Genomic DNA, 22,420 nt, shown 5'->3' on the forward strand with positions numbered 1-22,420 from the left:
CCATTAGGGTAACGCCGCCGCGATGTGGGGATCGGGTGGGGCTGGGCCCCACCGATAGCAGCGGTCCCGAGGGGATGGGATAGCCTTAAGTGTCTGAATTATTTGACGAAGTCGACGAGGAAGTCCGTCGCGATCAGCTCAAGAAGCTGTGGGACAAGTACTCGCTCTTTATCATCGCCCTGGCGATCCTGATCGTTGCGGGCGTCGGTGGCTGGCGCGGCTACCAGTATCTCGAGGCCAAGAAGGCCGCCGAGGCCGGTGCGGCGTTCGACCGTGCCGTCGAACTGTCCGATCAGAACAAGCACGCCGAGGCCGAGGCTGCGTTCGCCGCTCTCATCACCAAGGCACCGTCCGGCTATCGCAACCTGGCGCGGTTGCGCATGGCCGCCGAGGTCGCGACCCGCGACCAGCCGGCTGCCGCGAAGCTCTATGACGAGATCGCAGCCGACCGCAGCGTCGGCGGTCCCGAGCAGGACCTGGCGCGGATCCGCGCCGCGCAGCTCGCGATGGAAACCACCACCTATCCGAACATGCTGCAGCGGCTCGAGGCCACGGCAACGGCGAAGGACTCGACGTTCCGCCATTCCGCGCGCGAGCTGCTGGCGCTGTCGGCGTGGCGCGCCAACGATGCCACCGCCGCGCGGCAGTGGCTCGACCAGATTGCCAATGACGGCGAGACGCCGCCGAGCCTGCGCTCGCGTGCCGAAGCGCTGCAGGCCTTGCTGCCGCCGGTCGCGAAAAGCTGACTTGGCGCGAAACCCGAGTTTGAGAGATCGACCATGCGCCGCTCGCAACGCCTGATCGCAGCCGCAGTTCTGACAGCGCTTTGCAGCGTGCTGGCGGGTTGCGGCGGTGGCGGCATGTCCAATTTCGATCCGAGCGACCTGCTCGACTTCCTCGACACCAAGAAGAAGCTGCAGGGCGACCGCAAGCCGGTATTCCCCGAAGGCGTGCCAGGCCTGGAGCAGGGCGTGCCGAAGGAATTGTACAAGGGCTCGCAGCAGGAGCAGCTCGACCAGCAGAACGCCGCGGCGGCCGCTGCCGCCCAGCCGGCTCCACCGCCGGAGCCGGCGAAGGGTGCCAAGAAGCAGGCCAAGGGCAGGGCAGCGCCGGCCGCAGATCAGGCGGCTGCTCCCGATGCCGCTGCCGAGGAGGGCGCCCCCGCCGCGCTGCCGCCGGAGCCGAAGCCGAAGAAGATCGTCCGCCGCCGCACCACCGCGCCACCCGCCGACGATCAGCAGGCTCAGCCTGCGGTGCCGGCTCAGCCTGCGGCGCCGGCTCAGCAGACCCAGACCACGCAACAATCCGGCGGCGCCTTCCCCGCACCGCTACCGAGCGGCGGATTTTCACGCTAATTACGAGCGGGATTCCACCTCGCCCCGCCTGCGGGGAGAGGTCGGAATTCAAGCACAGCTTGAATTCCGGGTGAGGGGGAGTTTCAACCCTCTCCCCGTAAGAGCGGGGAAAGGGGAAGATGCTCCATCATTTGCTTCGACCGCCCCCTATTCCTGCTGTAGTTCTTTCCAGCACCTTGACCCGCGGACAACAGACCGCGCCTGGATGATCCATGTCCTTCACCATCGCCATTATCGGCCGGCCCAATGTCGGAAAGTCGACGCTGTTCAACCGGCTGGTCGGCCAGAAGCTCGCGCTGGTCGACGACGAGCCCGGCGTGACGCGTGACCGTCGCGAGGGTCAGGCGAAGCTCTACGATCTCGACTTCACCATCATCGACACCGCAGGTCTGGACGAAGGCGCCAAGGGTTCGCTTACGGCGCGGATGCAGGAGCAGACCGAAACCGCGATCGAGCTCGCCGACGCCCTGATGTTCGTGATCGACGCCCGCGTCGGCCTGACGCCGACCGACCGTGCCTTCGCCGACTTCGCGCGAAAGGCCAACAAGCCGGTGGTGCTGGTCGCCAACAAGGCCGAGGGCAAGCACGGCGAGATCGGCGCGATGGAGTCCTACGCGCTCGGGCTCGGCGACCCCGTCCAGATCTCGGCCGAGCATGGCGAGGGCATGGGCGACCTCCATGAGGCGCTGAGCGCGCTGGTGCCGGAGACACCGGAGGAAGACGACGAGGTCGAGGACGATGAGGACATCTCCGAGGAAGAGGCCGCGCAGCGCCCGATCCGCGTCGCCATCGTCGGCCGGCCGAATGCCGGCAAGTCGACGCTGATCAACCATCTGCTCGGCGAGGAGCGGCTGCTGACCAGCCCCGAGGCTGGCACCACGCGCGATTCCATCGCGGTCGAGATCACCTGGCAGGGCCGCCAGTTCCGCGTGTTCGACACCGCCGGCCTGCGCCGCCGCTCGCGGATCGAGGAGAAACTGGAGAAGCTCTCGGTCGCCGACGCGCTCCGCGCGGTGCGCTTTGCCGAAGTCGTCGTGATGATGATGGACGCGCAGAACAAGTTCGAGGAGCAGGATCTGCGCATCGCCGACCTGATCGAGCGCGAAGGCCGCGCCATCGTGCTCGCGGTCAACAAATGGGACCTCGTCGAGCGCAAGCCCAACCAGATCTCGCAGCTGCGCACCGATGCCGACCACTGGCTGCCGCAGGTCAAGGGCGCGCCGATCGTCGCCGTCTCCGGCCTGATGGGCGAGGGCATCGACCGCCTGATGACCGCGATCCAGGAAGCCTATGCGGTCTGGAACCGGCGCCTGCCGACCTCGGCGCTCAATCGCTGGTTCGAGCAGGCGATCCAGGCCAACCCGCCGCCGGCGGTCTCGGGCCGCAGGCTGAAGCTGAACTACATCACGCAAGTGAAGGCGCGCCCGCCGAGCTTCGTGCTGTTCTGCTCGCGCGCCGACGCGATCCCGCGATCCTATCTGCGCTACCTCATCAACTCGCTGCGCGAGACGTTCGATCTGCCGGGCACGCCGATCCGGATCACGCTGCGCGAGAAGGCCAATCCGTTCGCCCACAAGCGCAAACGGCCGTCATGAGCGAAGAGGCCAAGCAAAGCGTTTTCGAGCGAAGTGGGTACCGGTTCGCGTGAAGAAAGCGCGTCAAAATGAGAATCTCAAGCCTGCGGCTGTTCCGCAGGCGCGCAGCGGCGCGGTGATCTTCATCTTCATCACGTTGCTGCTCGACATGCTCGCGCTCGGGATCATCATCCCGATCCTGCCCAAGCTGATCGAAGGCTTCGTCAACAACGACACCGCAAATGCGGCGCGCATCTTCGGCGTGTTCGGCTCGATCTGGGCCTTGATGCAGTTCGTCTGCTCGCCGATCCTCGGCGCGCTGTCCGATCGCTTCGGCCGCCGGCCGGTGGTACTGCTGTCGAATTTCGGTCTCGCCGCCGACTATGTGCTGATGGCGCTGGCGCCGAACCTGATCTGGCTGTTCATCGGGCGGGCGATCTCGGGCATCACCTCGTCGAGCATCTCGACGGTGTTCGCCTATATCGCCGACGTCACCGCGCCGGAGCAGCGCGCCGCGATGTTCGGCAAGATCGGCGTCGCCTTCGGCGCCGGCTTCATCCTCGGACCGGCGCTCGGCGGCCTGCTCGGCGAGATCGATCCGCGGCTGCCGTTCTGGGCCGCGGCGGGTTTGAGCTTCGTCAACGGGCTGTATGGCCTGTTCATCCTGCCGGAATCGCTGCCCGTGGAGCGGCGGGCGCCGTTCAAATGGAAGAGCGCCAATCCGATCGGCGCGCTGCATTTCCTGCGCTCGAACCGGACGCTCGCCGGTCTGTCGCTGGCGACGTTCTTCGGCCAGCTCGCGCATGTCGTGCTACCCTCGGTGTTCGTGCTCTACGCCACCTATCGCTATGGCTGGGACACCGGCACCGTCGGCGCGACGCTGGCGCTGGTCGGCCTCTGCGGCATGATCGTGCAGGGCGCGGCGATCGGCCCGATCGTGCAGCGCCTCGGCGAGCGCAACGCGCTGTTCCTCGGCCTCGTCTGCGGCGCCTTGGGCTTCGTGATCTTCGGCGCCGCGCCATCAGGCCAGCTGTTCTGGATCGGCATTCCCGTGATGGCGCTGTGGGGCCTCTCGGGCGCTGCGACCCAGGCGCTGACGACGCAGCTCGTCGCCGCCGACCAGCAGGGCCGGTTGCAGGGCGCGACATCAAGCGTGCAGAGCATGTCGGAATTGATCGGCCCGTTCCTGTTCACGCTGACGTTTGCGTATTTCATCGGCGACAGCGTGCCGCTCAAAATGCCCGGCGCGCCGTTCTATCTGGCCGGTGCGCTGCTGCTGCTCGCGCTCGCCATCGCCTGGCGCGCGACGGCGGCGAAGCAAGCTTAGGGCGGGCAAGCCGCCGAACGGATCCACCATGAGACGCGCTATTCCGTCGCCGGCACCGAATGGTGCTCGTGCGTGACGCGCCACCCGCCGTCGACCTTGCGCAATCCGATCGTCAGCCTGAACTGGAACGTGGCATCAGGTGGCCCGCACCGCATCACCGCGACCGCGAAGGCCACTTCATCGCCGGCCGTGATCGCGATCTCCTCGATATCGAAGGCGTAGGAGGGGCGGTGATATCTGAAGAACAGATCCCATGTCTTGCTGTACTCGTCCAATCCGCGCGACTGCAACGGCGGGGGAACGTCGAACATCACGAGGTCCGGATCGTGATGGGCGAGGATACCTGGATAGTCGCGTCTGCGGACCGCGTCCGTCCAAGCGTCGATGAGCGTCCTGATTTGGGCTTCCGCCGTCTGTTTCTGCTGTGTCATCGCTCGCGTGCTCCGAATGCTGGCCGATCGCTGCTTCGAGGACGAATGCGAGCGCGCCGATCCGACATGCGTCCGGACCTGCTATATCGGGAGAATTGCGTCATATTGTCTATTTACAAACCATCCGGTTGGTTTGTATAAGGCTGATACCGGATGAAGACGCGCCTCGCTCCGGGGTGCGCTGCCAGGAGCAGCATGGTGACCGACGAGGCCGTTGATATCTGCGATGAGTTGACCCGCTTCAGCGCCGCGCAGGCGGCGCTGCTGACGTCGCGCGGCCTTGTCTATCTGACCGACCTGAAACTCGATGGCGGCAGGCACGGGACGATTGTCGCCGCCAGTTATGCCGACGCGCAGGCCATCGCCCGCGCGCGGTCGAGGGGAAAGGGTCGTCGGCCGAATGGCCTACGGTTTCCTTCATGGTCTGCTGCAGAAGGTTCGCTTGTGCGCGTGAGCGATCGGATAGCTCGATGACCGATTCCCGAGATTGATGCGTCTTCCGAGGGCGACACCGTCATTCCGGGGACGCCGTTCGCGCTGCCTCGCAGCGCTTGAGATTGACCGATGCCGCTGAGATACTGTGATCTCAAGCGACTCCTTCCTGAGTACACCATGGATAATCCTTCCCGCTCGGAACGCTCCCGCAACGCCGCACTTGACGCCGCGATCACCATCGTGACGCGCGATGGTCCGGGGCGCCTGACGCTGGACGCGATTGCGCGCGAGAGCGGTCTCAGCAAGGGCGGCGTGATGCATCAGTTCCGCACCAAGGAAGCGGTGCTGCGCGCCTTGCTCGAGCAGCAGATGGCGCATTTCGAGGAATTCTCAAACCGCTACATCGAAAAGGTACGCGGGACCACGGACCAGCCCGAACTGTCGGCGCAGATCGCGACGCTGCGGGAGGCGATCTCAACGCCGCGGGCAGGGGCGTTCGCACTGCTGGCGGCGATGAACGAGAACCCCGAATTGATGGCGATGCCGCGCGATGTCGACATCAAAAAGGTCGCGCTGATGAAGGCCGAGGCGAGGGATCCCGATCTCGCGCTGCTGCGCTGGGCCGCGGCGCGGGGGCTGCTGTTGAGTTCGTTGTTCGGCATGTTGTCGCTGACCGAGGCGGAGCGCGATCGCCTGTTCGAGCGCTTGCTCGACGACAGCAAGTGGACCGCGATGGAGCAGGGCGCGACGGAGGCAGCAAAGCCAGCCAAGACGACGGCTGTGCGCACGGCATCTTCGCCTCCGGCCGGTGCGCGCGCGGAAAAGCTCGCATCGGTTCGCAAGCGCAGCTGAATTCCGGCGCTGCCGAAAGCACAACGCCGCCCAAGCGGAATATGGATCGCTTGGCGGCGTTGGATCGGCACCGGGCCCCTGAAATCCCCCGGCGATTTCTGCCGTACCACACGAGATGTCGCGGGTTTGTGACAACGCGCGGCCGCCATTCGCGAAGGGGCCTCGCCAGCTAACACGACATTTCGACCACCGCATTTTGCCGGCGCGTTCCTGCGATTGCAACTTTACAAACCAACTGGTCGGTTTTATAGTTGATCGCACTGAGGCAAGATCTGGCGGCGCCGCGACGGCGAGCCAGGTCGGCAGTGACGGCCGCAGCCGTACTTTCAGCCCCGGACGCGGCTGCGGCCGAGCTGCTCTTCCGCTTTAGGGTCGGATGAGGAGATTGGAATGGAGAGCTCGATCGCCGCGCGCGGTCTGGGAGCGATGGCGCTTTGCGTCCTCGCAGCAGGATGTGCCGCCGTCACGCCGGTGGCCTATTCGGATGTGGCATCGTCGGCCTACATGACGCTGGACACGTCCGATTCTTCGGGACGTGTGCCGTATCGCTATGCGCCGCCGGTCGACTGGCGGAGCTACAACAAAGTGATGATCGATCCGGTCGTGATCTATCGCGGCGCGGATCGTCAGTTCGGCGACATATCCGAGAAGGACAAGCAGACGCTCGCCGCCTATATGCAAACCCGCTTCGCCGACAAGCTGCGCGGCCGCTTCACGCTGGTGAATGCGCGCGGGCCGAACACGTTCCGCCTGCGGCTGACGCTGACCGGCGCGGTCGCCAACACGCCGGTGCTCGGCACGCTGTCGCGTTTCGATCTAGCGGGCGCGGTCTATAACGGCGTGCAGGCCGCGCGCGACGGCGAGGGTACGATGACCGGCTCGGTGATCTATGCCGTCGAGATGTTCGACAGCTCGACCTCGCGCCTGCTCGGCGCCTATGTCAGCAGGCAGTATCCCAACGCCTACGACATCAAGGCCAGCGTCGGCGATCTCGCCGCGGCCACCGCCGGCATCGACAAGGGTGCCGATGCCTTCATGGCGCAATTGAAGTGAGGCGCGCCGCGCGCGTCCGCAAACCATCCCGACACTGAAAGGTCCTTTACCATGAACTTTCTGGTTCGCATGTTCCTGCGCAGCCTCGTCGCTGCCTTGCTGATGAGCTCGACCGGCCGCGCCGAGACGATCGCCCCGGTCGATCCCAGCGGCACCTGGCTGACCGAAGACGGCCGCGCACGCATCCGTCTCGAGCGCTGCGGCACCGCGCGTGACCGCGTCTGCGGCTTCATCGTGTGGATGAAGGATCCGCTCGATTCACACGACCAGCCGTTCCGCGATAGCTTCAATCCCGATCCCGACAAGCGGACGCGTGCGCTGCTCGGCCATCAGCTGATCCTCGGATTGAAGCTGACGCCGGAGGGCAGGTTCGACGGCGACATCTACAACGCCGAGGACGGCAAGTCCTATGCGGTCTCGCTGTGGCGCGACAAATCCGACCGGCTGAAGCTCAAGGGATGTCTGCTCAAGCTGCTGTGCCAGACCCAGACCTGGACGCAGACGCTGGACGTGCAGCCGGGCCAGCTCGTCGGCCTGACCGGCGACGTCGGCGGCCCGCGCGCCGACAGGGAATGGGCATCGTTGCCGCCGCCCGTCAAGGCGAAGTCGGCGGCGAAATAAGAAGGTGCAAAAAGTCATTCCGGGGCGATGCGCAGCATCGAACCCGGAATCTCGAGATCCTCAGATGCGCAAATTGCGCATCTGAGGTTCGCGCGTTGCGCGCCCCGGAATGACCGCTACGCGGTCACTTCTTCAGCAGCGGACAGTCGCTGGCCTCAAGCGGCTTCGCGGCGTCTTCCGGCGCGATCGTGGCGATCAGCTTGTAATAGTCCCAGGGATACTTGGACTCTTCGGGCTTCTTCACCTCGAACAGATAGGCCGGAATCAGGCGCCGGCCGTCGGCGCGCAGCGGGCCCTTGCCGAACAGCGGATCGTCGGTCGGCAATTCCTTCATTTTGGCGACGACCTTGGCACCGTCATGCGGATTGCCGCCGAGCGCTTCCATCGCCTTGAGATAGTGCAGCACCATCGCGTAGTTGCCGGCCTGGGTCATCGACGGCATCGCATTCTTGCTGGCGAGGGCGGAGAACCGCTTCGACCAGGCGCGGGTCTGGTCGTTCATGTCCCAATAGAAGGATTCCGTGAACGTCAGGCCTTGCGCGGTCTTCAACCCGAGCGAATGCACGTCGTTGATGAACAGCAGCAGCGCCGCGAGCTTTTGGCCGCCGGAAACGATGCCGAATTCAGCCGCCTGCTTGATAGCGTTGGTGGTGTCGCCGCCGGCATTGGCGAGGCCGACCACCTTGGCCTTGGACGATTGTGCCTGCAGCAGGAACGAGGAGAAATCGGCGGTGTTGATCGGATGCTTGACGCTTCCGAGCACCTTGCCGCCATTGGCGTTGACGACCGCGGTGGTGTCGCGCTCAAGCGCGTGGCCGAATGCATAGTCGGCCGTCAGGAAGAACCAGGTGTCGCCGCCGGCCTTCGTCAGTGCCTTGCCGGTGCCGTTGGCCAGCATGTAGGTATCGTAGGTATATGAAATCGTGTTCGGCGTGCAGGCCTTGCCGGTGAGGTCGGCGGTCGCCGCGCCCGAATTCAGCAGGACGATGTTCTTCTCCTTGACGAGATTGTTGACTGCAAGCGCCACGCCGGAGTTCGGCGTGTCGGCGATCGCATCGACCTTCTCGTTGTCGACCCATTGCCGAGCGATGTTGACGCCGACGTCGGGCTTGTTCTGGTGGTCGCCACTGAGGACGTCGATCTTCCAGCCCTTTTTGAGCAGGCCGGAATCCTCGACGGCCATCTTGATCGCGACCACCGAGTTCGGGCCGCCGATGTCGGCATAGAGGCTCGACATATCGTTCAGCACGCCGATCTTGACGGTCTTGTCCTGCGCGAACGCAGAAGTTGAAAGGCCGAGTGCGGCGCAAGCAAGAAGCGCGGCGCAGCGCCGCGCAAACGTCGTTGTCATGAAATTCCCTCCGCTGTCTAAAGCCCGGACAGCCCTCTTGCGGAGCCTTTTTGCCGGTCGCTCAAGTTCCCGCTTACCCTTTCCCGGGGGACGCGGCAATCCGCCTAAAGCCGGGTGGGCCTGCGTCGAAGCGTCATCCGGTGAAATCCTTACTTGAGCGCGTCGGAGGTCAGCTTGAATTTCTGGATCCGCTTTCCGGTGTCGACCTCGGCGGTATAGACGTTGCCCCCGGCGTCGACCGCGAGCGCGTGCACCCAGTGGAATTGCCCGGCGTTGCGGCCGTTGCGGCCGAAGCTGCCGACCACCGCGCCGTCGTCACGCCTGATGATGCGGATCTCGTTGTTCTCGCCGTCGGCGGAGAGCAGGTAGGTCTGCTTGGGATCGGGCCACAGCGCGATATCCCACACCGCGCCGTTGCCGAGCGTGCTCTTCTCGAAGAAGAACTCCTTCACGAAGCTGCCGTCCTTCCTGAACACCTGGATGCGGTTGTTGATGCGGTCGCAGACATAGACCAGTCCGTCATTGGCGATCTTCACGCAGTGCACGGGATTACCGAACTGCTGCGCGACCTGCGCCTTCGGATCGTAGGGCGGCTGCTTGGCGTCGTCGGGCTTGTTGCCATAGGCGCCCCAATGCCGCTTGTAGGCGCCGGTGGTGGCATCGAACACGATGACGCGCCGATTGCCGTAACCGTCGGCGACGTAGATCTCGTTGGCCTCCTTGTCGATCGCGGTCTCGGCGGGCTTGCCGAGCTGGGTGGTGTCGTTGCTGCCCTTGCTCGGTGCGATCGAGCCGATCTGCGAGACGAACTTGCCGTCGAGGGTGAACTTGAGGATCGCATTGTCATTGTCGGCGTTGCCGCCGATCCAGACGAAGCCGCGCTCGTCGACCTCGATGCCGTGCTCGCGGCCAACCCACTCGTAGCCGTCACCCGGACCGCCCCAGGACCGCAGCAGATTGCCGTCAGCGTCGAATTCGAGCACCGGCGGCGCCGAGATGCAGCATTTCGAGCGCGGCGGATTGAGGCTCGCGCCCTTCTCGTCGTCGGTCAGCGAGCGCGGCCGGTGAATCATCCAGATGTGGCCCTGCCAATCCACCGTGATGCCGCCGACCTGGCCGAGGATCCAGTTGTTCGGCAGCGGCTTTGGCCATGATGCATCCACGGTGAAGGTCGGGATGTCGCCAGCTTTCGCGGGGGTTGGTGTAGCGAAGAGGGCTGATGATGCGATGCAGGCGGAGAGAAACAATCCGGACAGAATGGAGCGCGCGCGATTGAACGTCGGCGTCATTGGTTGCCTCCCGAGATTTTTCTTGGCGGTGGTCCCGCTGGGAGCGTAGTCAATCGTGGGGCGGGGAGGGTGTCAATCACCCAGCCGCCATTGCGCGGCGGTTGCGTAGCCGGATGGAGCGAAGCGAAGTCCGGGAAAAGTCTCTCCGCGGAGAAGCCGTCCCGGATTACGCTTCGCTCCATCCGGGCTACGGGCCTTCATTTGTCGCGAGCGAAGCGACCTACACTGGCGGCTGGAAGGTTCGCAGCGTGCGCGCCTTGTAGTCGTAGAGCTTGCCGGTCTCGGTCCACGCGGGCGAACACATCGGCACGATGAATTCGGCGGCCATGTCGGGCGTATCCAGCGTCATCGGGTCTTCGCCGGGAAACACCTGCGCCCGCATCCGGGTGCGGATCGGACCGGGGCTGAACAGATTGACGCGCAGCGCCGTGTTGGCGGTCTCGTTGGCCCAGGAGCGCACCAGTGCCTCCAGCGCGGCCTTCGAGGCCGCATAGGGGCCGAGATAGGCGTTGGCCTTGTGGGCGACGCCCGACGTCACGAACACCGCGCGGCCGGCGTCGGATTGGCGCAGCAGCGGGTCCATGCAGCGGATCAGCTGGAAGTTGGCGGTGACGTTGATCGCGAACACGTCGTTCCATGGCTTCAGCTCGATATGGCCGAGCGGCGACGACGGCCCTGCGGTGCCGGCATTGCCGACCAGGATATCGAGCTTGCCGTGGCGCTCATGCAGCGCGAGGCCGAGCCGCGCGATGCCGTCGTAATCGGTGAGCGAGAGCGGCACCAGGGTGGCGCTGCCGCCTGCCTTGCAGATCTCGTCGTCGAGCTCTTCCAGCCCGCCTTGCGTGCGCGCCACCGCCACGACATGCGCGCCGGCCTTGGCCAGTGCGACCGCGGTCGCAAAGCCGATGCCGCGCGAGGCGCCGGTCACGAGGGCGATACGGGAGGCGAGGGGTGTTGTCATGAGCCGATCTCTTCGTCGTGCCCGGCCTTCTGCCGGGCATCCACGTCTTCGCGGCGGGTATTACAGACGTCGATGGCCGGGACAAGCCCGGCCATGACGGAAAGCGGGGTCATTCCGGGATGGCCGAAGGGCCAGACCCGGAATCCAGAGCTTCGAGGCCCCATCGCAAATCAACGTCGAGATCCCGGGTTCGCGCTTCGCGCGCCCCGGGATGACGCTTCGCGTCAGCTCGCCTCCGCCAGCAGCGAGAGCTGGCGCGGCGGGGCTTCGGTTTCGCTCTGATCGGTGAGGTGGGTCGGGTAGGCGCCGGTGAAGCAATGGTCGGCGAATCTCGGATTGGCCGGGTCGCGCCCCTCATAGCCCATCGCGCGGTACATGCCGTCGATCGACAGGAAGGCGAGCGAGTCGGCGCCGATGATGTCGCGCATCTCCTCGAGCGAATGGGTGGCGGCGAGCAGGCCGCCGCGGTCCGGCAGGTCGATGCCGTAATAGTCGGGATAGAGGATCGGCGGCGAGGCGAGGCGGAAATGCACCTCGCGGGCGCCGGCGTCGCGCATCATGCGCACGATCTTCTTCGAGGTGGTGCCGCGCACGAGACTGTCGTCGATCAGGATGATGCGCTTGCCCTCGATCGCGGCGCGGTTGGCCGAATGCTTCATGCGCACGCCGAGCTCGCGCACGCTCTGGGTCGGCTGGATGAAGGTGCGGCCGACATAGTGGTTGCGGATGATGCCGAGCTCGAACGGCACGCCGGAATACTGGCTGTAGCCGACCGCGGCGGGCACGCCGGAATCCGGCACCGGCACCACGACGTCGACCTCGGGGTGGCTCTCGCGCGCCAGCTGGGCGCCGAACGCCTTGCGCACGTCGTAGACCGAGCGTCCGCCGACGATCGAATCCGGCCGAGCGAAATAGATGTATTCGAAGATGCAGGGTCGGGCCGGCTTCGGCGGGAACGGCTTGTGGCTGTGCGCCCCTCGCTCGTCGAACACGATGATCTCGCCGGGCTCGATGTCGCGGACGTATTTCGCGCCGATCATGTCGAGCGCGCAGGTCTCCGAGGTCAGGATCGGACGGCCGTCGAGATCGCCGAGCACCAGCGGGCGGATGCCGAGCGGGTCGCGCGCGCCGACTAGCTTCTTGTTGGTCAACGCGACCAGCGCATAGGCGCCCTCGATGGTGCGCAGCGCCTCGATGAAGCGATCGATGAAGCGGGTGCGCTTGGACTGCGCCACGAGATGGAGGATCACCTCGGTGTCGGTGGTCGACTGCATCATGGCGCCGCCCTTGACCAGCTCGCGGCGCAGGGTCAGGCCGTTGGTGAGGTTGCCGTTGTGGCCGACCGCGAACCCGCCTGCGCTGAGCTCGGCGAACAGCGGCTGCACGTTGCGCAGGATGGTGCCGCCGGTGGTGGAGTAGCGGACATGGCCGACCGCGGCGTTGCCGGGCAGGCGCTCGATCACCTCGCGGCGGGAAAAGGCGTCGCCGACCAGGCCGAGGCGGCGTTCACTGTGGAAGCGGCTACCGTCGAAGGAGACGATGCCGGCGGCTTCCTGGCCGCGGTGTTGCAGGGCGTGCAGGCCGAGCGCGGTGATCGCGGCGGCCTCGGGATGGCCGAAGACGCCGAACACGCCGCATTCCTCGCGGAGCGTGTCGCCATCGAGATCGGGGTGATATCTGAGAGGGTCTTGCAGTTCGATCGGGCCGAGGTCGAGATCCATTTGGTCGGTATGATCCGAAGGGGTCTGCATCTCGTTCATCGCCTCTCGTAAGGGCCCAAATAGTTTATCGGCCCGCGGGTTTCTCGATCAGCTTCTTCAAGCTGTCACGCGCAGGTTTGCTATAGCCATCGCCCGACGCCGGCGTCGCCTGATCATTGGTATCGGCCGCAGAATCGTCGTCTGGCTTATTCTTCTTGAACTTCTTTAAGATGGTGTTCTCGGGGTCGTCAGGCAAGAGCGACATCAGCCAATCCCCGGTTCCCTGCAGCACTACGCGGGACTTCGCCCCGGTCACCCAATCGGGCCGCTGCTTGTCCGGAACCAGCCAGGTGAAGAACATGAACGCCACGACCACGATCAGGAGGCCGCGGGCGAGCCCGAACAGGAAGCCGAGGGTGCGGTCGAGCGCGCCGATCCGGGAATCCAGGATCATGTCCGAGATCCGCACCGTGACGATCGAGACCACGATCAGCGTGCCGATGAACACACCGGCCACCACGACCACGGCCGCGACCGTGTCGTTGTTGAAGTAGGTCTTGGCGGTCGGCAGAAGCTTCGAGAACGCATACAGCGTGACCAGCGCGGCGGCGCCCCAGGCCGCGATCGACAGGATCTCGCGCATGAAGCCGCGCACCATCGCGAGCAGGCCCGAAATCAGCATCACGCCGAGCAGGACGAGATCAAGTATCGTTATGGGCATCGGCTGGTCAGGTCCGCTGGTACGTTTCGGTACGCTGTTAAGGGCTTACGTTGTTAAGGGCTTACGCTGCTAAGGGCTCTCGCGAATCGGCAAAGTCGGTGCCGTCCTAACTGAGGCGCATTGGGGGCATCCGGCAAGGCCAGAGCGCCACCTGTCCCGCGCGGCGGATGTATAGCGGCGGGGGGCTGATACGTCACGCCCGCTTTAGCTGGTCTCGCGACGGAATCGGGCCGGTGTGGCATTTTTCTCAGCCGCATCAGGGCCTCCGGAGCCGCCCTGGTCGCGCCGGCCGCCCCGGGGCGTGCCGCGTGCCGCAATTTCGGCGACCAGCGTGGTGAGATTGCTGACGCTGTTGAGGGTGAGCCCTGAATCGCCGCCGCTTTCGCCGCGGGCCGATTCGGGCAGGATGGCGCGGGCGAAGCCGAGCTTGAGGGCCTCCTTGAGCCGGGCCGGGGTCTGCGCCACCGGGCGGATCGCGCCCGATAGCGAAATCTCGCCGAAATAGACTGCATCCGTCGGCAACGGCGCATTCACCAGCGAGGAGACCAGCGCGGCCGCCGCGGCAAGGTCCGCGGCCGGTTCCTGGATGCGCAGGCCGCCGGCGACGTTGAGATAGACGTCATGTCCGGACAATTTGACGCCGCAATGCGCTTCGAGCACCGCGAGCACCATCGATAGCCGGCTCGGGTCCCAGCCGACCACGGCGCGGCGCGGCGTGCCGAGCGAGGTCGGTGCCACCAGCGCCTGCAACTCGACCAGCACCGGACGGGTGCCCTCGATGCCGGCGAACACCGCCGTGCCGGGGCTGCCGAGCTCGCGCTCCGAGAGGAACAATTCCGAGGGGTTGGTGACCTCGCGCAGGCCGAGCCCGGTCATCTCGAACACGCCGATCTCGTCGGTCGCGCCAAAACGGTTCTTCACCGAGCGCAGGATGCGGAACTGCTGCGAGCCTTCGCCCTCGAACGACAGCACCGCATCGACCATGTGCTCGACCACGCGGGGGCCGGCGATCTGGCCGTCCTTTGTCACATGGCCGACCAGGATGATCGCCGCGCCGGTCTTTTTGGCAAAGCGAATGAGGGCCTGCGCCGAGGCGCGGACCTGGGTCACCGTGCCGGGCGCCGATTCCACCGTGTCGGTCCACATGGTCTGGATCGAGTCGATCACGATCAGGCGCGGCACTGCGCCTTCCGACAGCGTCGCGACGATGTCCTCGACCGAGGTTTCCGAAGCCAACTGCACCGGCGCGTCCGCGAGCCCGAGCCGTTCGGCGCGCAGCCGCACCTGGGCGACCGCCTCTTCGCCGGAGATATAGACCGCGCGGTGGCCGGCGCGCGCCATCATGCTGGTCGCCTGGGTCAGCAGCGTCGATTTTCCGATGCCGGGATCGCCGCCGACCAGCAGCACCGAGCCGCGGACGAAGCCGCCGCCGGTGACGCGGTCGAGCTCGGCCATCCCGGAGGACAGCCGCGGCGCGTCCTGGGTCTTGCCGGACAGCGATTCCAGCGCAAACGTCCGCCCCTTGCGCTTGCTGCGGATCGAGACCGGCACCGAGCCTGTGGTGTCTTCCTCGGCCAGCGTGTTCCACTCGCCGCAGGAGTCGCACTTGCCCTGCCAGCGATTATACGCCGCGCCGCAGTTCTGGCAGACGAAGGAGAGGGTGGATTTGGCCATGGAGCAGGTGAGTCGCGCTATCGCGCACGATGCATAGCACGGTTCGGCCGCCGCGCACGATCCATCGAAGACGGAGCGCCAGATGGCGGGGCCGGCTCAGCGCGAGAACACCCGCGTTCCGCCCGGCCAGCGCGGCTTGTCGCCGACCGGGCTTGCACCGATTTCCCAGCCGACGCCGCCCCACAGCACGTCGACGGCGCCAAGCTCTCCGGCGCTGTCGCGGACGTAGAACACGTTCGGCTTGGCGTTGACTTCCAGCGGGCCGTTGCTGCCGCTGGACTGTCGCCTCAACGCGCACCAGACGTCGGCCAGCCTGCTCTCGTGGCTCTGACCGAGCTTGGCGAGGATCTCCTTGTCGCTCGAGGCTGCGCTCAGGATGAAGGTCTGCAACGATGCGCCGCCGCTATCGTCCTCGACCTTGTTCGTGAAGCGCTGCGCGAACGTCGCGCCTAACCAGGAAATCCTGACCGGCGCGCTCGAGGCGATGTCCTCCTTGAAATGTTCCCGCGCGACGAATTTTTCGGCGTGGGGAATTGCCGAGGTCGACGACGGATCGGACGGTTCCTCGCTTTTCGGCTGCTGGGAACATGCAACGCGGTCAGCAGCGGCAACGGCACCCGGTTGTCCCGGTCTTGTATCGTCTGCCGCGACGCTCAAACCCTGTGTCGCCAGAACAACGGTCAACCACAGGGTGAGGCTTGGTTGGCGCATGTTTTTGTTGTCCCTGAATCCGCTGTGCTCGCGGAGACAAGGTAAACCGCATCTTGCAGATGTAAATCAAAGATCAGGTTTCTGGTTAAGGATAAAAAGTAAGTTCAACTACAGCGCGAATTTGAATCAAATGCGCTTCGCGCAAGGGAACTGCTCTTGATTGTACGCGCGGTCAAACGTGGAGGTCCCGCCTCGACAGCAGCAGCGGCGGATTCTCGCGCGGCGTCAGACTCGTCGGCAGAGCCCGGCAGCATCTCGCCTGCGCGCGCAACGGATCGCTCCAGCTCCAGCGAACCCGCCACGACGGATTGTTCGCGTAGACCGGAATGCGCCAGACCCAGATCGTCTCGTAGACGCTGTCGCCGAACTGCGCGACATCGGGCCTTGCCGTCGGCCACAACGCCGAGCCGGCAACGGCGAACGTCACAATCGCCGCAGTCGTGATCATCATCTTGCGCATCGCGCGCCTGCCTTTCCCGCCTGTCGTGGGCTTTGACGACCCGCGACTCCAAATGCTTCGACTTGCGATCCCGAATTCGTCAGGCCGACATCGGCGACATCAGGCGCCGGGCTGTGCGCCCGATCTGCACGCCATCTGTCGCTGACTCTTGTCGCCTGAACTCTCGGGACTCGCATCCGGGCCGTCGATCAACCCCGTGATGCCTGCTGGAGCAAAGTTCTTTTCCGCAAACGATCAAGTGCAAGTAATGAGATTGTCATAAACGCAGTGGCTGGACGGTGGCAATCCGGATAACAACGGAAGGTGAGCGCTCAACAAAACTCTTTCGGGGTACACGCCACCCGATGCGCAAAGCCCCGTAGAATTACGACATCATCGGGAGGATGTTTGGTGTTCGTCACGGTGAAATCCGTTTGCCCAAGGCCTGGTCTCACGCAGTCGATGCCGGAATTTTACTGCGTCATTGCAGACCACAGCAACGCCGTGCCCGCCGCCAGCATGATGCCGTCCATGATCAGGCGGAACGACTCCGGCTTCAGCTGCAGCACGAAGCGCTTGGCGATGAAGGCGCCGGCCATCAGCGAGGCGCCGGCGATCAGGCCCTTCAGTGCGATGTCCGGCGTCAGCGCGCCGAAACGCTCGAACGTCACCGACTTGCTGACATAGAGCCCGAGCGAGCTCGCCGCCTCGGTGGCGAGGAACGCGCCCTTGCTGAGACCGTAGAACAGGAACAGCGGCACGCTGAGCGGGCCGGTCGAAGCCACGATGCCGGTGAGGTAGCCGATGAGCGCGCCGCCGATTGCGAGATGCCAGAGATTGGCCTTCAGCCTGTGCCGTGCCAGCCAGTGCCGCACCGGCACCATCGCGATCAGGAATACGCCGATCGCGATATCGACAGCGTGCGAAGGCAGCGCGAGCAGGGTGCGCGCGCCGAGCGCGGCGGCCGGAATGCCGGTGATCGAGTAGGCGATGCAGGCACGCCAGTCGACCTCGCGCCACCAGGCGAGGATGCGCGACAGATTGGCCATCACCGCGGCGACGGCCATGATCGGCACCGCCTGCTTCGGTCCGTACTGATAGACCAGCACCGGCATCAGCATGATCGACGAGCCGGTGCCGACGATGCCGGAAATGGTGCCGGCGACCAGGCCGACGATGAGGACGAAGAGGAAGCCCACCTGCGCGCTCCGGTGAGGTGTGATCGCCCCATACCTCTGAGTTGCCCGATCGCGCAAGCCCCCGCAGCTCGCGCAACAAACTCGATGTCGTCCCGGCGCAGGCCGGGACCCATAGCCACCGAAGGCGATTGTTGCACGACGCTGGGGCCACAGCTTTCCCTACCAAGCCAATTCTGTGGTTATGGGTCCCGGCCTGCGCCGGGACGACGGCGGTGTGTGCGGCATCATCCGATCCACGTCGCGACCACCATCATGCCGATTGTCACGAGGCGTGATGCCGGTGCATCACCTCAGCACCACCCACGCCGGCGCGTGATCGCTGGCGCCGTCTTCGCCGCGGATGGTGCGGTCGACGCCGGCTTTCACGAGCCGCGGCGCCACTGCGGGGCTGAGCAGGAGATGATCGAGCCGCAGGCCTGCATCGCGTGGCCAGCGCTGGCGCTTGTAGTCCCAGAAGGTGAACATCTGATCGTCCGGATGCAGGGTGCGGATCGCATCGCACCAGCCCTGATCGACCAGCGCCTTGAAGGCGGCGCGACTCTTCGGCTGGATCAGCGCATCCTTGTCCCAGGAGTGCGTTGGGTAGATGTCGAACGGCGTCGGCGCGACATTGTAGTCGCCGGCGAGCACCACCGGGACGTCCTCTTTGAGCAGCTTGGCGGCATGGGCGCGCAGCCGCTTGAACCAGGCGAGCTTGTAATCGAATTTCGGCCCGGGCTGCGGATTGCCGTTCGGCAGATAGAGGCTGGTGACGACGATGCCGCGCACCGCGGCTTCGATGTAGCGTGCTTCGTGATCGCCGGCATCGCCGGGCAGGGCGGTGCGGATCAGCACCGGCTCGGCCTTGCGCGCGAGGATGGCGACGCCGTTCCAGGTCTTCTGTCCCTGCCACACCGCGCCGTAGCCGGCCCGCTCGAGCGCGGCCGCGGGAAATTCGGCGTCGCTGGCCTTCAGCTCCTGCAGGCTGACGGTGTCGGGCTTGGCGGTCTTGAGCCAGCGCAACAGGTTGGGCAGGCGGCGGTTGACGTTGTTGATGTTGAAGGTCGCGATCTTCATGCGCACCGGCAATCGCGAACCTTGATCATGTCAGGTGGACGTCGCTGTTGGCTCGGCGGCCGGCAGTGGCGGCGGCGCAGCGGGCGCTGCTGTTGGCAAGGCTGGCGGCGCAGCGGGCGTGGCAGCCGGCTCGCTCGTCTCGGTGTCCGCGTCGCTTCTCGCGGCGACGGCATCGCCGCCCTTGTAGATGCGCACGAAGCGGCGGCCGAGGCTGGTCAGCACCTCGTAGCCGATGGTGCCGAAATGATGCGCGACCTCGTCGACCGTGATGCCTTCGCCGATTAGCGTCACCATGTGGCCGCGCCGCACGGCATTCTTGTCGAGGTCGGTGACATCGACCGCGATCAGGTCCATCGAGACGCGGCCGGCGATCGGGCAGCGCTTGCCGGCGACCACGACCTCGGCGCCGCGGGTGCCGTCATTGGCGCTGGCGGCGCGGAAATAGCCGTCGGCATAGCCGGCGGCGACGATCGCAAGCCGGGTCGGCCGGCGCGCGGTCCAGGTGCCGCCATAGCCGACGGTCTCGCCGCGGTCGATGTTGCGGATCTGCACGATGCGCGCCTTGAGGTCGACCACCTGCTGCATCGGGTTGTCGGCCTCCGGCGTCGGATTGACGCCATAGAGCGCACAGCCCGGCCGCACCATCTCGAACTGGAATTGCGCGCCGAGAAACACGCCGGAAGAATTCGCCAGCGAGGCCGGCACGCCGGTGAACAGGCTCGCGATCTCGCGGAAGCTCGCGAGCTGCTTGGCGTTGGCAGGATTGTTGAGCAATTCGGCGGAGGCGAGGTGGCTCATGACCAGCGTGATGCCGTGGTCGCCGGCGTTGATCCGCGGGATGATGCCCTGCGCCTCGCTGACCGTGAGCCCCAGCCGGTTCATGCCGGTGTCGATATGGATGGCGGCGCCGCCGGACCAGCCGGAGCGGCGGCAGAACACGTCCCATTCGGCGAGCTCGTTGAGATCGCCGATCACCGGCTTGCAGTCGATCCTGGCGTAGGCGTCGCCGGTGTTCTGGAAGAAGCCGCCGAGCGAATACACCGTCGCCTCGGGAGCGGCCGCGCGCACCGCGGCGGCCTCCTCGACGCTGGCGACGAAGAAGGTCTTGCAGCCGGCCTTGGCCAGCGCCCGCGCAACCTGCTCGGCGCCGCAGCCATAGGCGTTGGCCTTGACCACGGCGGCGCACTCGGCCGGCACCGCGGTCTTCTCGAGCTTGCGCCAGTTGGCGATGATGGCGTCGAGGTCGATGGTGAGGATACCGCTGGCGGTCGGGTGGGCCGCCAGCAAACTGGCATCGGGTGTCAGCTGCGATTTCGCGTCAGTCACGATGTTCATGGCTCAGTTTTACGCGGGTGCCTTGCGTCGTTCAACCGAGTCCGGATCTCAGTGGCCGTGATCCGGAACCTGACCATCGGGTGCGAGGTCGCCGAAGCGCGTGACGCTGGCCTCGAAGTGCAGATCGACCGTGCCGGTCGGGCCATGGCGCTGCTTGCCGATGATGACTTCGGCCTTGCCGTGGGCGAGGTCCATGTCCATCTGCCACTTCTCATATTCCGGCGTGCCCGCGCGCGGCTCCTTGTTGGCGAGGTAGTATTCCTCGCGATAGACGAAGATCACGACGTCGGCGTCCTGCTCAATCGAGCCGGATTCACGCAGGTCGGACAGCTGCGGCCGCTTGTCGTCGCGGTTTTCGACCTGACGCGACAGCTGCGACAGCGCGATGATCGGAACGTTCAGTTCCTTGGCCAGCGCCTTCAGGTTGGTGGTGATCTCGGTGATTTCCTGCACGCGGTTGTCGTTGCCGCGTTTGCCCGAGCCCTGCAGCAGCTGGATGTAGTCGATCACGATCAGGTCGAGACCCTTCTGGCGCTTGAGCCGTCGCGCCCGCGCGGTGAGCTGCGAGATCGAGAGACCGCCGGTCTCGTCGACGTAGAAGGGCAGCGATTGCAGCTCGATCGAACAGTCGCGGATCTTCTCGAAATCGAGCTCGGAGATGCCGCCGCGACGGATCGAGCTCGAGGGAATGCCGGTGCGCTCGGCGAGAATACGCGTGGCGAGCTGTTCGCCGCTCATTTCGCAGGAGAAGAAGCCGACACAGCCGCCATTGACTGCCTTGGTGGTGCCGTCCGCCTGGACTTCCGGCACATAGGCTTTGGCGATGTTGTAGGCGATGTTGGTGGCGAGCGATGTCTTGCCCATGCCGGGACGGCCGGCGAGGATGATGAGGTCGGACGGCTGCAGGCCGCCCATCTTGGCGTCGAGGTCGCGCAGACCCGTCGAGATGCCCGAAAGCTTGCCGTCGCGCTGGAACGCCTTCGCCGCCATGTCGACGGCGATCGTCAGTGCCTGTGCGAAGCGCTGGAAGCCGCCGTCATAGCGGCCGGTTTCAGCAAGGCTGTAGAGCTGCCGCTCGGCATCCTCGATCTGGGCGCGCGGCGCGAAGTCGACCGGCGCGTCGTAGGCGACGTTGACGATGTCCTCGCCAATCTGGATCAGGTTGCGGCGCAGGCTGAGATCGTAAACGGTGCGTCCGTAGTCCTGGGCGTTGATGATGGTGGTTGCTTCGGCGGCAAGCCGGGCGAGGTATTGACCGACCGTCATGCCGCCGATGTCGAGCTCGGCCGGCAGGAACGTCTTCAAGGTCACGGGGTTCGCGACCTTGCCCATCCGGATCAGGCTTCCGGCGGTTTCATAGATTTGCTGATGGATGGTTTCGAAGAAGTGCTTCGGCTCCAGGAAATCGGAGACCCGGTAGAAGGCGTCGTTGTTGACCAGGATCGCGCCCAGCAGGCCTTGTTCCGCTTCGATGTTGTGCGGCGCACTTCGGTAGGCCGGGGATGCGGCGTCGGGCGCGAGCTTGTGGACGTTCGAATCAATCAAGGCCATGGACGAGCTTATTCTTCTGATTTCGTCGTTACTGAGATTTTCGGCTGTGGGGCGGCGATGAAGCGCCAGCCCGGCACGAAGCGAAAGGACGGATGTTTCTTATGCACGATTCACACAACGCGAGGTGTGAATCCGAAACAGCCGGATGCATTCCGCTTGACTGGGGTTTTGTCCGAAACCGGGCGGGAGCCGGCCGATCAGCACGGTCGTTGGCAAAAATTGGACGCAGCCTGAACCTTTTGCCAGGCGAGCGGACCCATGGAGAGGCGAGGCGGCTGTTGGCGTCGATTTCTCAGATCAGGATGAGGAAGGCCAGCGCGATCAAGGCGGCCACCACGCCAGTGGCGATCAGGGCGTAGTCGGTCGCGATATCGCGCTGCGGGTCCAACATCGTCTGGTGTGTTTCTCGGGTCATTCCGGACCACTACGACAGCCCGGGACAGACCTCTGTGAAGTAGATCACATGCGCCGCACTTTCTTTGCGGCAGGTTCGCGGGAACGACCCGGCGGATTCCGGGTTGTCTTCGCTCAGGCAAGATACGGCGGCGATGGCTCGAGAGTTTCAGACAGCGCGATCAAGGCTTGGCCGGGCAGATGGCATGGACCGCCGCTGGCTGGCGACGCTTGTCGATGCCATGGAGCAGGCGGCGCGTCCGGAGGTCCGCAACGTTCCCTGCGATGCCAGCTTGATTTCGGCCGCCGCGGCCCATCTGGCGCGTCCGGCGCCGACCTTTGGCCATTGCGGATCGGCCTACAGCCTGCGCAACTAGCAGCACCCGTTCCTT

The 22,420-nt window shown here is 65.4% G+C and carries 23 protein-coding genes; 9 read left to right on the forward strand and 14 right to left on the reverse strand.

Annotation, left to right across the window (positions count from 1 at the left end):
• The first annotated feature begins 89 nt into the window (after nt 1–89).
• The 4 genes from ACVWY5_RS14530 to ACVWY5_RS14545 all read left to right on the forward strand — a co-directional run bounded on the left by ACVWY5_RS14530 (nt 90) and on the right by ACVWY5_RS14545 (nt 4,256).
• On the forward strand, nt 90–746 hold the full coding sequence (locus ACVWY5_RS14530; RefSeq protein ID WP_028335134.1) for a tetratricopeptide repeat protein: 657 nt from the start codon (nt 90–92) through the stop codon (nt 744–746).
• Nucleotides 747–779: 33 nt separating this feature from the next.
• Nucleotides 780–1,355 (forward strand): hypothetical protein, encoded by a 576-nt coding sequence (locus ACVWY5_RS14535; RefSeq protein WP_028335135.1) that lies wholly within the window; start codon nt 780–782, stop codon nt 1,353–1,355.
• Nucleotides 1,356–1,567: 212 nt separating this feature from the next.
• Entirely contained in the window at nt 1,568–2,950 is a 1,383-nt protein-coding gene (gene der / locus ACVWY5_RS14540; RefSeq protein ID WP_028335136.1) for a ribosome biogenesis GTPase Der, read from the forward strand.
• 49 nt (nt 2,951–2,999) lie between these two features.
• Nucleotides 3,000–4,256 (forward strand): tetracycline resistance MFS efflux pump, encoded by a 1,257-nt coding sequence (locus ACVWY5_RS14545; RefSeq protein ID WP_028335137.1) that lies wholly within the window; start codon nt 3,000–3,002, stop codon nt 4,254–4,256.
• Nucleotides 4,257–4,294: 38 nt separating this feature from the next.
• Here ACVWY5_RS14545 and ACVWY5_RS14550 read toward each other — a convergent pair whose 3' ends face one another.
• Nucleotides 4,295–4,687, reverse strand: coding sequence for a YybH family protein (locus tag ACVWY5_RS14550; RefSeq protein WP_028335138.1), 393 nt, complete (start codon nt 4,685–4,687; stop codon nt 4,295–4,297).
• Between the two features lie 195 nt (nt 4,688–4,882).
• Between ACVWY5_RS14550 and ACVWY5_RS14555 the strand changes: the two genes are divergently transcribed.
• From ACVWY5_RS14555 to ACVWY5_RS14570, 4 genes are all read left to right on the forward strand, one after another.
• Nucleotides 4,883–5,161: a hypothetical protein gene (locus ACVWY5_RS14555; protein ID WP_321176888.1), complete on the forward strand. Its 279-nt coding sequence runs from the start codon at nt 4,883–4,885 to the stop codon at nt 5,159–5,161.
• Between the two features lie 138 nt (nt 5,162–5,299).
• Nucleotides 5,300–5,974 (forward strand): TetR/AcrR family transcriptional regulator, encoded by a 675-nt coding sequence (locus ACVWY5_RS14560; protein ID WP_028335140.1) that lies wholly within the window; start codon nt 5,300–5,302, stop codon nt 5,972–5,974.
• A gap of 390 nt (nt 5,975–6,364) precedes the next feature.
• Nucleotides 6,365–7,027, forward strand: a complete 663-nt coding sequence (locus ACVWY5_RS14565; protein WP_028335141.1) for a DUF3313 domain-containing protein — start codon at nt 6,365–6,367, stop codon at nt 7,025–7,027.
• A gap of 51 nt (nt 7,028–7,078) precedes the next feature.
• Nucleotides 7,079–7,648 (forward strand): DUF2147 domain-containing protein, encoded by a 570-nt coding sequence (locus tag ACVWY5_RS14570; RefSeq protein ID WP_028335142.1) that lies wholly within the window; start codon nt 7,079–7,081, stop codon nt 7,646–7,648.
• Nucleotides 7,649–7,772: 124 nt separating this feature from the next.
• Here ACVWY5_RS14570 and ACVWY5_RS14575 read toward each other — a convergent pair whose 3' ends face one another.
• The 13 genes from ACVWY5_RS14575 to ACVWY5_RS14635 form a co-directional block, all read right to left on the reverse strand.
• Nucleotides 7,773–8,999, reverse strand: a complete 1,227-nt coding sequence (locus ACVWY5_RS14575) for an ABC transporter substrate-binding protein (RefSeq protein WP_028335143.1) — start codon at nt 8,997–8,999, stop codon at nt 7,773–7,775.
• Nucleotides 9,000–9,148: 149 nt separating this feature from the next.
• Entirely contained in the window at nt 9,149–10,288 is a 1,140-nt protein-coding gene (locus ACVWY5_RS14580) for an NHL repeat-containing protein (protein WP_028335144.1), read from the reverse strand.
• A gap of 220 nt (nt 10,289–10,508) precedes the next feature.
• The gene (locus ACVWY5_RS14585) at nt 10,509–11,249 is read right to left on the reverse strand and encodes an SDR family NAD(P)-dependent oxidoreductase (protein ID WP_028335145.1); all 741 of its coding nucleotides are present in this window, start codon (nt 11,247–11,249) and stop codon (nt 10,509–10,511) included.
• A 224-nt stretch (nt 11,250–11,473) separates the two neighbouring features.
• Nucleotides 11,474–13,000 (reverse strand): amidophosphoribosyltransferase, encoded by a 1,527-nt coding sequence (gene purF, locus ACVWY5_RS14590; RefSeq protein WP_028335146.1) that lies wholly within the window; start codon nt 12,998–13,000, stop codon nt 11,474–11,476.
• Between the two features lie 34 nt (nt 13,001–13,034).
• The gene (locus tag ACVWY5_RS14595; protein WP_026192677.1) at nt 13,035–13,670 is read right to left on the reverse strand and encodes a CvpA family protein; all 636 of its coding nucleotides are present in this window, start codon (nt 13,668–13,670) and stop codon (nt 13,035–13,037) included.
• A 204-nt stretch (nt 13,671–13,874) separates the two neighbouring features.
• Nucleotides 13,875–15,344: a DNA repair protein RadA gene (radA, locus tag ACVWY5_RS14600; RefSeq protein ID WP_028335147.1), complete on the reverse strand. Its 1,470-nt coding sequence runs from the start codon at nt 15,342–15,344 to the stop codon at nt 13,875–13,877.
• 96 nt (nt 15,345–15,440) lie between these two features.
• Nucleotides 15,441–16,055 (reverse strand): hypothetical protein, encoded by a 615-nt coding sequence (locus tag ACVWY5_RS14605; protein ID WP_028335148.1) that lies wholly within the window; start codon nt 16,053–16,055, stop codon nt 15,441–15,443.
• 172 nt (nt 16,056–16,227) lie between these two features.
• Nucleotides 16,228–16,515, reverse strand: a complete 288-nt coding sequence (locus ACVWY5_RS14610) for a hypothetical protein (RefSeq protein WP_028335149.1) — start codon at nt 16,513–16,515, stop codon at nt 16,228–16,230.
• A gap of 452 nt (nt 16,516–16,967) precedes the next feature.
• Nucleotides 16,968–17,693, reverse strand: a complete 726-nt coding sequence (locus tag ACVWY5_RS14615; protein ID WP_028335150.1) for a sulfite exporter TauE/SafE family protein — start codon at nt 17,691–17,693, stop codon at nt 16,968–16,970.
• Between the two features lie 285 nt (nt 17,694–17,978).
• Nucleotides 17,979–18,749 (reverse strand): exodeoxyribonuclease III, encoded by a 771-nt coding sequence (locus ACVWY5_RS14620; RefSeq protein WP_028335151.1) that lies wholly within the window; start codon nt 18,747–18,749, stop codon nt 17,979–17,981.
• Between the two features lie 30 nt (nt 18,750–18,779).
• Nucleotides 18,780–20,084 carry an alanine racemase gene (alr, locus tag ACVWY5_RS14625; protein WP_028335152.1) on the reverse strand — a complete coding sequence of 435 codons (1,305 nt, stop codon included), beginning with the start codon at nt 20,082–20,084 and terminating at the stop codon, nt 18,780–18,782.
• 48 nt (nt 20,085–20,132) lie between these two features.
• Entirely contained in the window at nt 20,133–21,635 is a 1,503-nt protein-coding gene (locus ACVWY5_RS14630; RefSeq protein WP_028335153.1) for a replicative DNA helicase, read from the reverse strand.
• A gap of 292 nt (nt 21,636–21,927) precedes the next feature.
• Nucleotides 21,928–22,050 (reverse strand): hypothetical protein, encoded by a 123-nt coding sequence (locus ACVWY5_RS14635; protein WP_321176887.1) that lies wholly within the window; start codon nt 22,048–22,050, stop codon nt 21,928–21,930.
• A gap of 184 nt (nt 22,051–22,234) precedes the next feature.
• Here ACVWY5_RS14635 and ACVWY5_RS14640 point away from each other — a divergent pair, with 184 nt between their 5' ends.
• Nucleotides 22,235–22,405, forward strand: coding sequence for a hypothetical protein (locus tag ACVWY5_RS14640; protein ID WP_321176886.1), 171 nt, complete (start codon nt 22,235–22,237; stop codon nt 22,403–22,405).
• The last annotated feature ends 15 nt before the right edge of the window (nt 22,406–22,420 follow it).

Source organism: Bradyrhizobium sp. USDA 3256 (genome assembly GCF_054058275.1).

Bases quoted from the DNA above. Each gene is read 5' to 3' on its own strand.
- ACVWY5_RS14630 (WP_028335153.1), bottom strand. From the start codon at position 21,635: ATGGCCTTGATTGATTCGAACGTCCACAAGCTCGCGCCCGACGCCGCA.
- ACVWY5_RS14555 (WP_321176888.1), top strand. From the start codon at position 4,883: ATGGTGACCGACGAGGCCGTTGATATCTGCGATGAGTTGACCCGCTTC.
- der (WP_028335136.1), top strand. From the start codon at position 1,568: ATGTCCTTCACCATCGCCATTATCGGCCGGCCCAATGTCGGAAAGTCG.
- ACVWY5_RS14575 (WP_028335143.1), bottom strand. From the start codon at position 8,999: ATGACAACGACGTTTGCGCGGCGCTGCGCCGCGCTTCTTGCTTGCGCC.
- radA (WP_028335147.1), bottom strand. From the start codon at position 15,344: ATGGCCAAATCCACCCTCTCCTTCGTCTGCCAGAACTGCGGCGCGGCG.
- ACVWY5_RS14635 (WP_321176887.1), bottom strand. From the start codon at position 22,050: ATGACCCGAGAAACACACCAGACGATGTTGGACCCGCAGCGCGATATC.
- ACVWY5_RS14550 (WP_028335138.1), bottom strand. From the start codon at position 4,687: ATGACACAGCAGAAACAGACGGCGGAAGCCCAAATCAGGACGCTCATC.
- ACVWY5_RS14535 (WP_028335135.1), top strand. From the start codon at position 780: ATGCGCCGCTCGCAACGCCTGATCGCAGCCGCAGTTCTGACAGCGCTT.
- ACVWY5_RS14570 (WP_028335142.1), top strand. From the start codon at position 7,079: ATGAACTTTCTGGTTCGCATGTTCCTGCGCAGCCTCGTCGCTGCCTTG.
- ACVWY5_RS14585 (WP_028335145.1), bottom strand. From the start codon at position 11,249: ATGACAACACCCCTCGCCTCCCGTATCGCCCTCGTGACCGGCGCCTCG.
- ACVWY5_RS14605 (WP_028335148.1), bottom strand. From the start codon at position 16,055: ATGCGCCAACCAAGCCTCACCCTGTGGTTGACCGTTGTTCTGGCGACA.
- ACVWY5_RS14640 (WP_321176886.1), top strand. From the start codon at position 22,235: ATGGACCGCCGCTGGCTGGCGACGCTTGTCGATGCCATGGAGCAGGCG.
- ACVWY5_RS14580 (WP_028335144.1), bottom strand. From the start codon at position 10,288: ATGACGCCGACGTTCAATCGCGCGCGCTCCATTCTGTCCGGATTGTTT.
- ACVWY5_RS14560 (WP_028335140.1), top strand. From the start codon at position 5,300: ATGGATAATCCTTCCCGCTCGGAACGCTCCCGCAACGCCGCACTTGAC.
- ACVWY5_RS14595 (WP_026192677.1), bottom strand. From the start codon at position 13,670: ATGCCCATAACGATACTTGATCTCGTCCTGCTCGGCGTGATGCTGATT.
- ACVWY5_RS14620 (WP_028335151.1), bottom strand. From the start codon at position 18,749: ATGAAGATCGCGACCTTCAACATCAACAACGTCAACCGCCGCCTGCCC.
- ACVWY5_RS14565 (WP_028335141.1), top strand. From the start codon at position 6,365: ATGGAGAGCTCGATCGCCGCGCGCGGTCTGGGAGCGATGGCGCTTTGC.
- alr (WP_028335152.1), bottom strand. From the start codon at position 20,084: ATGAACATCGTGACTGACGCGAAATCGCAGCTGACACCCGATGCCAGT.
- ACVWY5_RS14610 (WP_028335149.1), bottom strand. From the start codon at position 16,515: ATGCGCAAGATGATGATCACGACTGCGGCGATTGTGACGTTCGCCGTT.
- purF (WP_028335146.1), bottom strand. From the start codon at position 13,000: ATGCAGACCCCTTCGGATCATACCGACCAAATGGATCTCGACCTCGGC.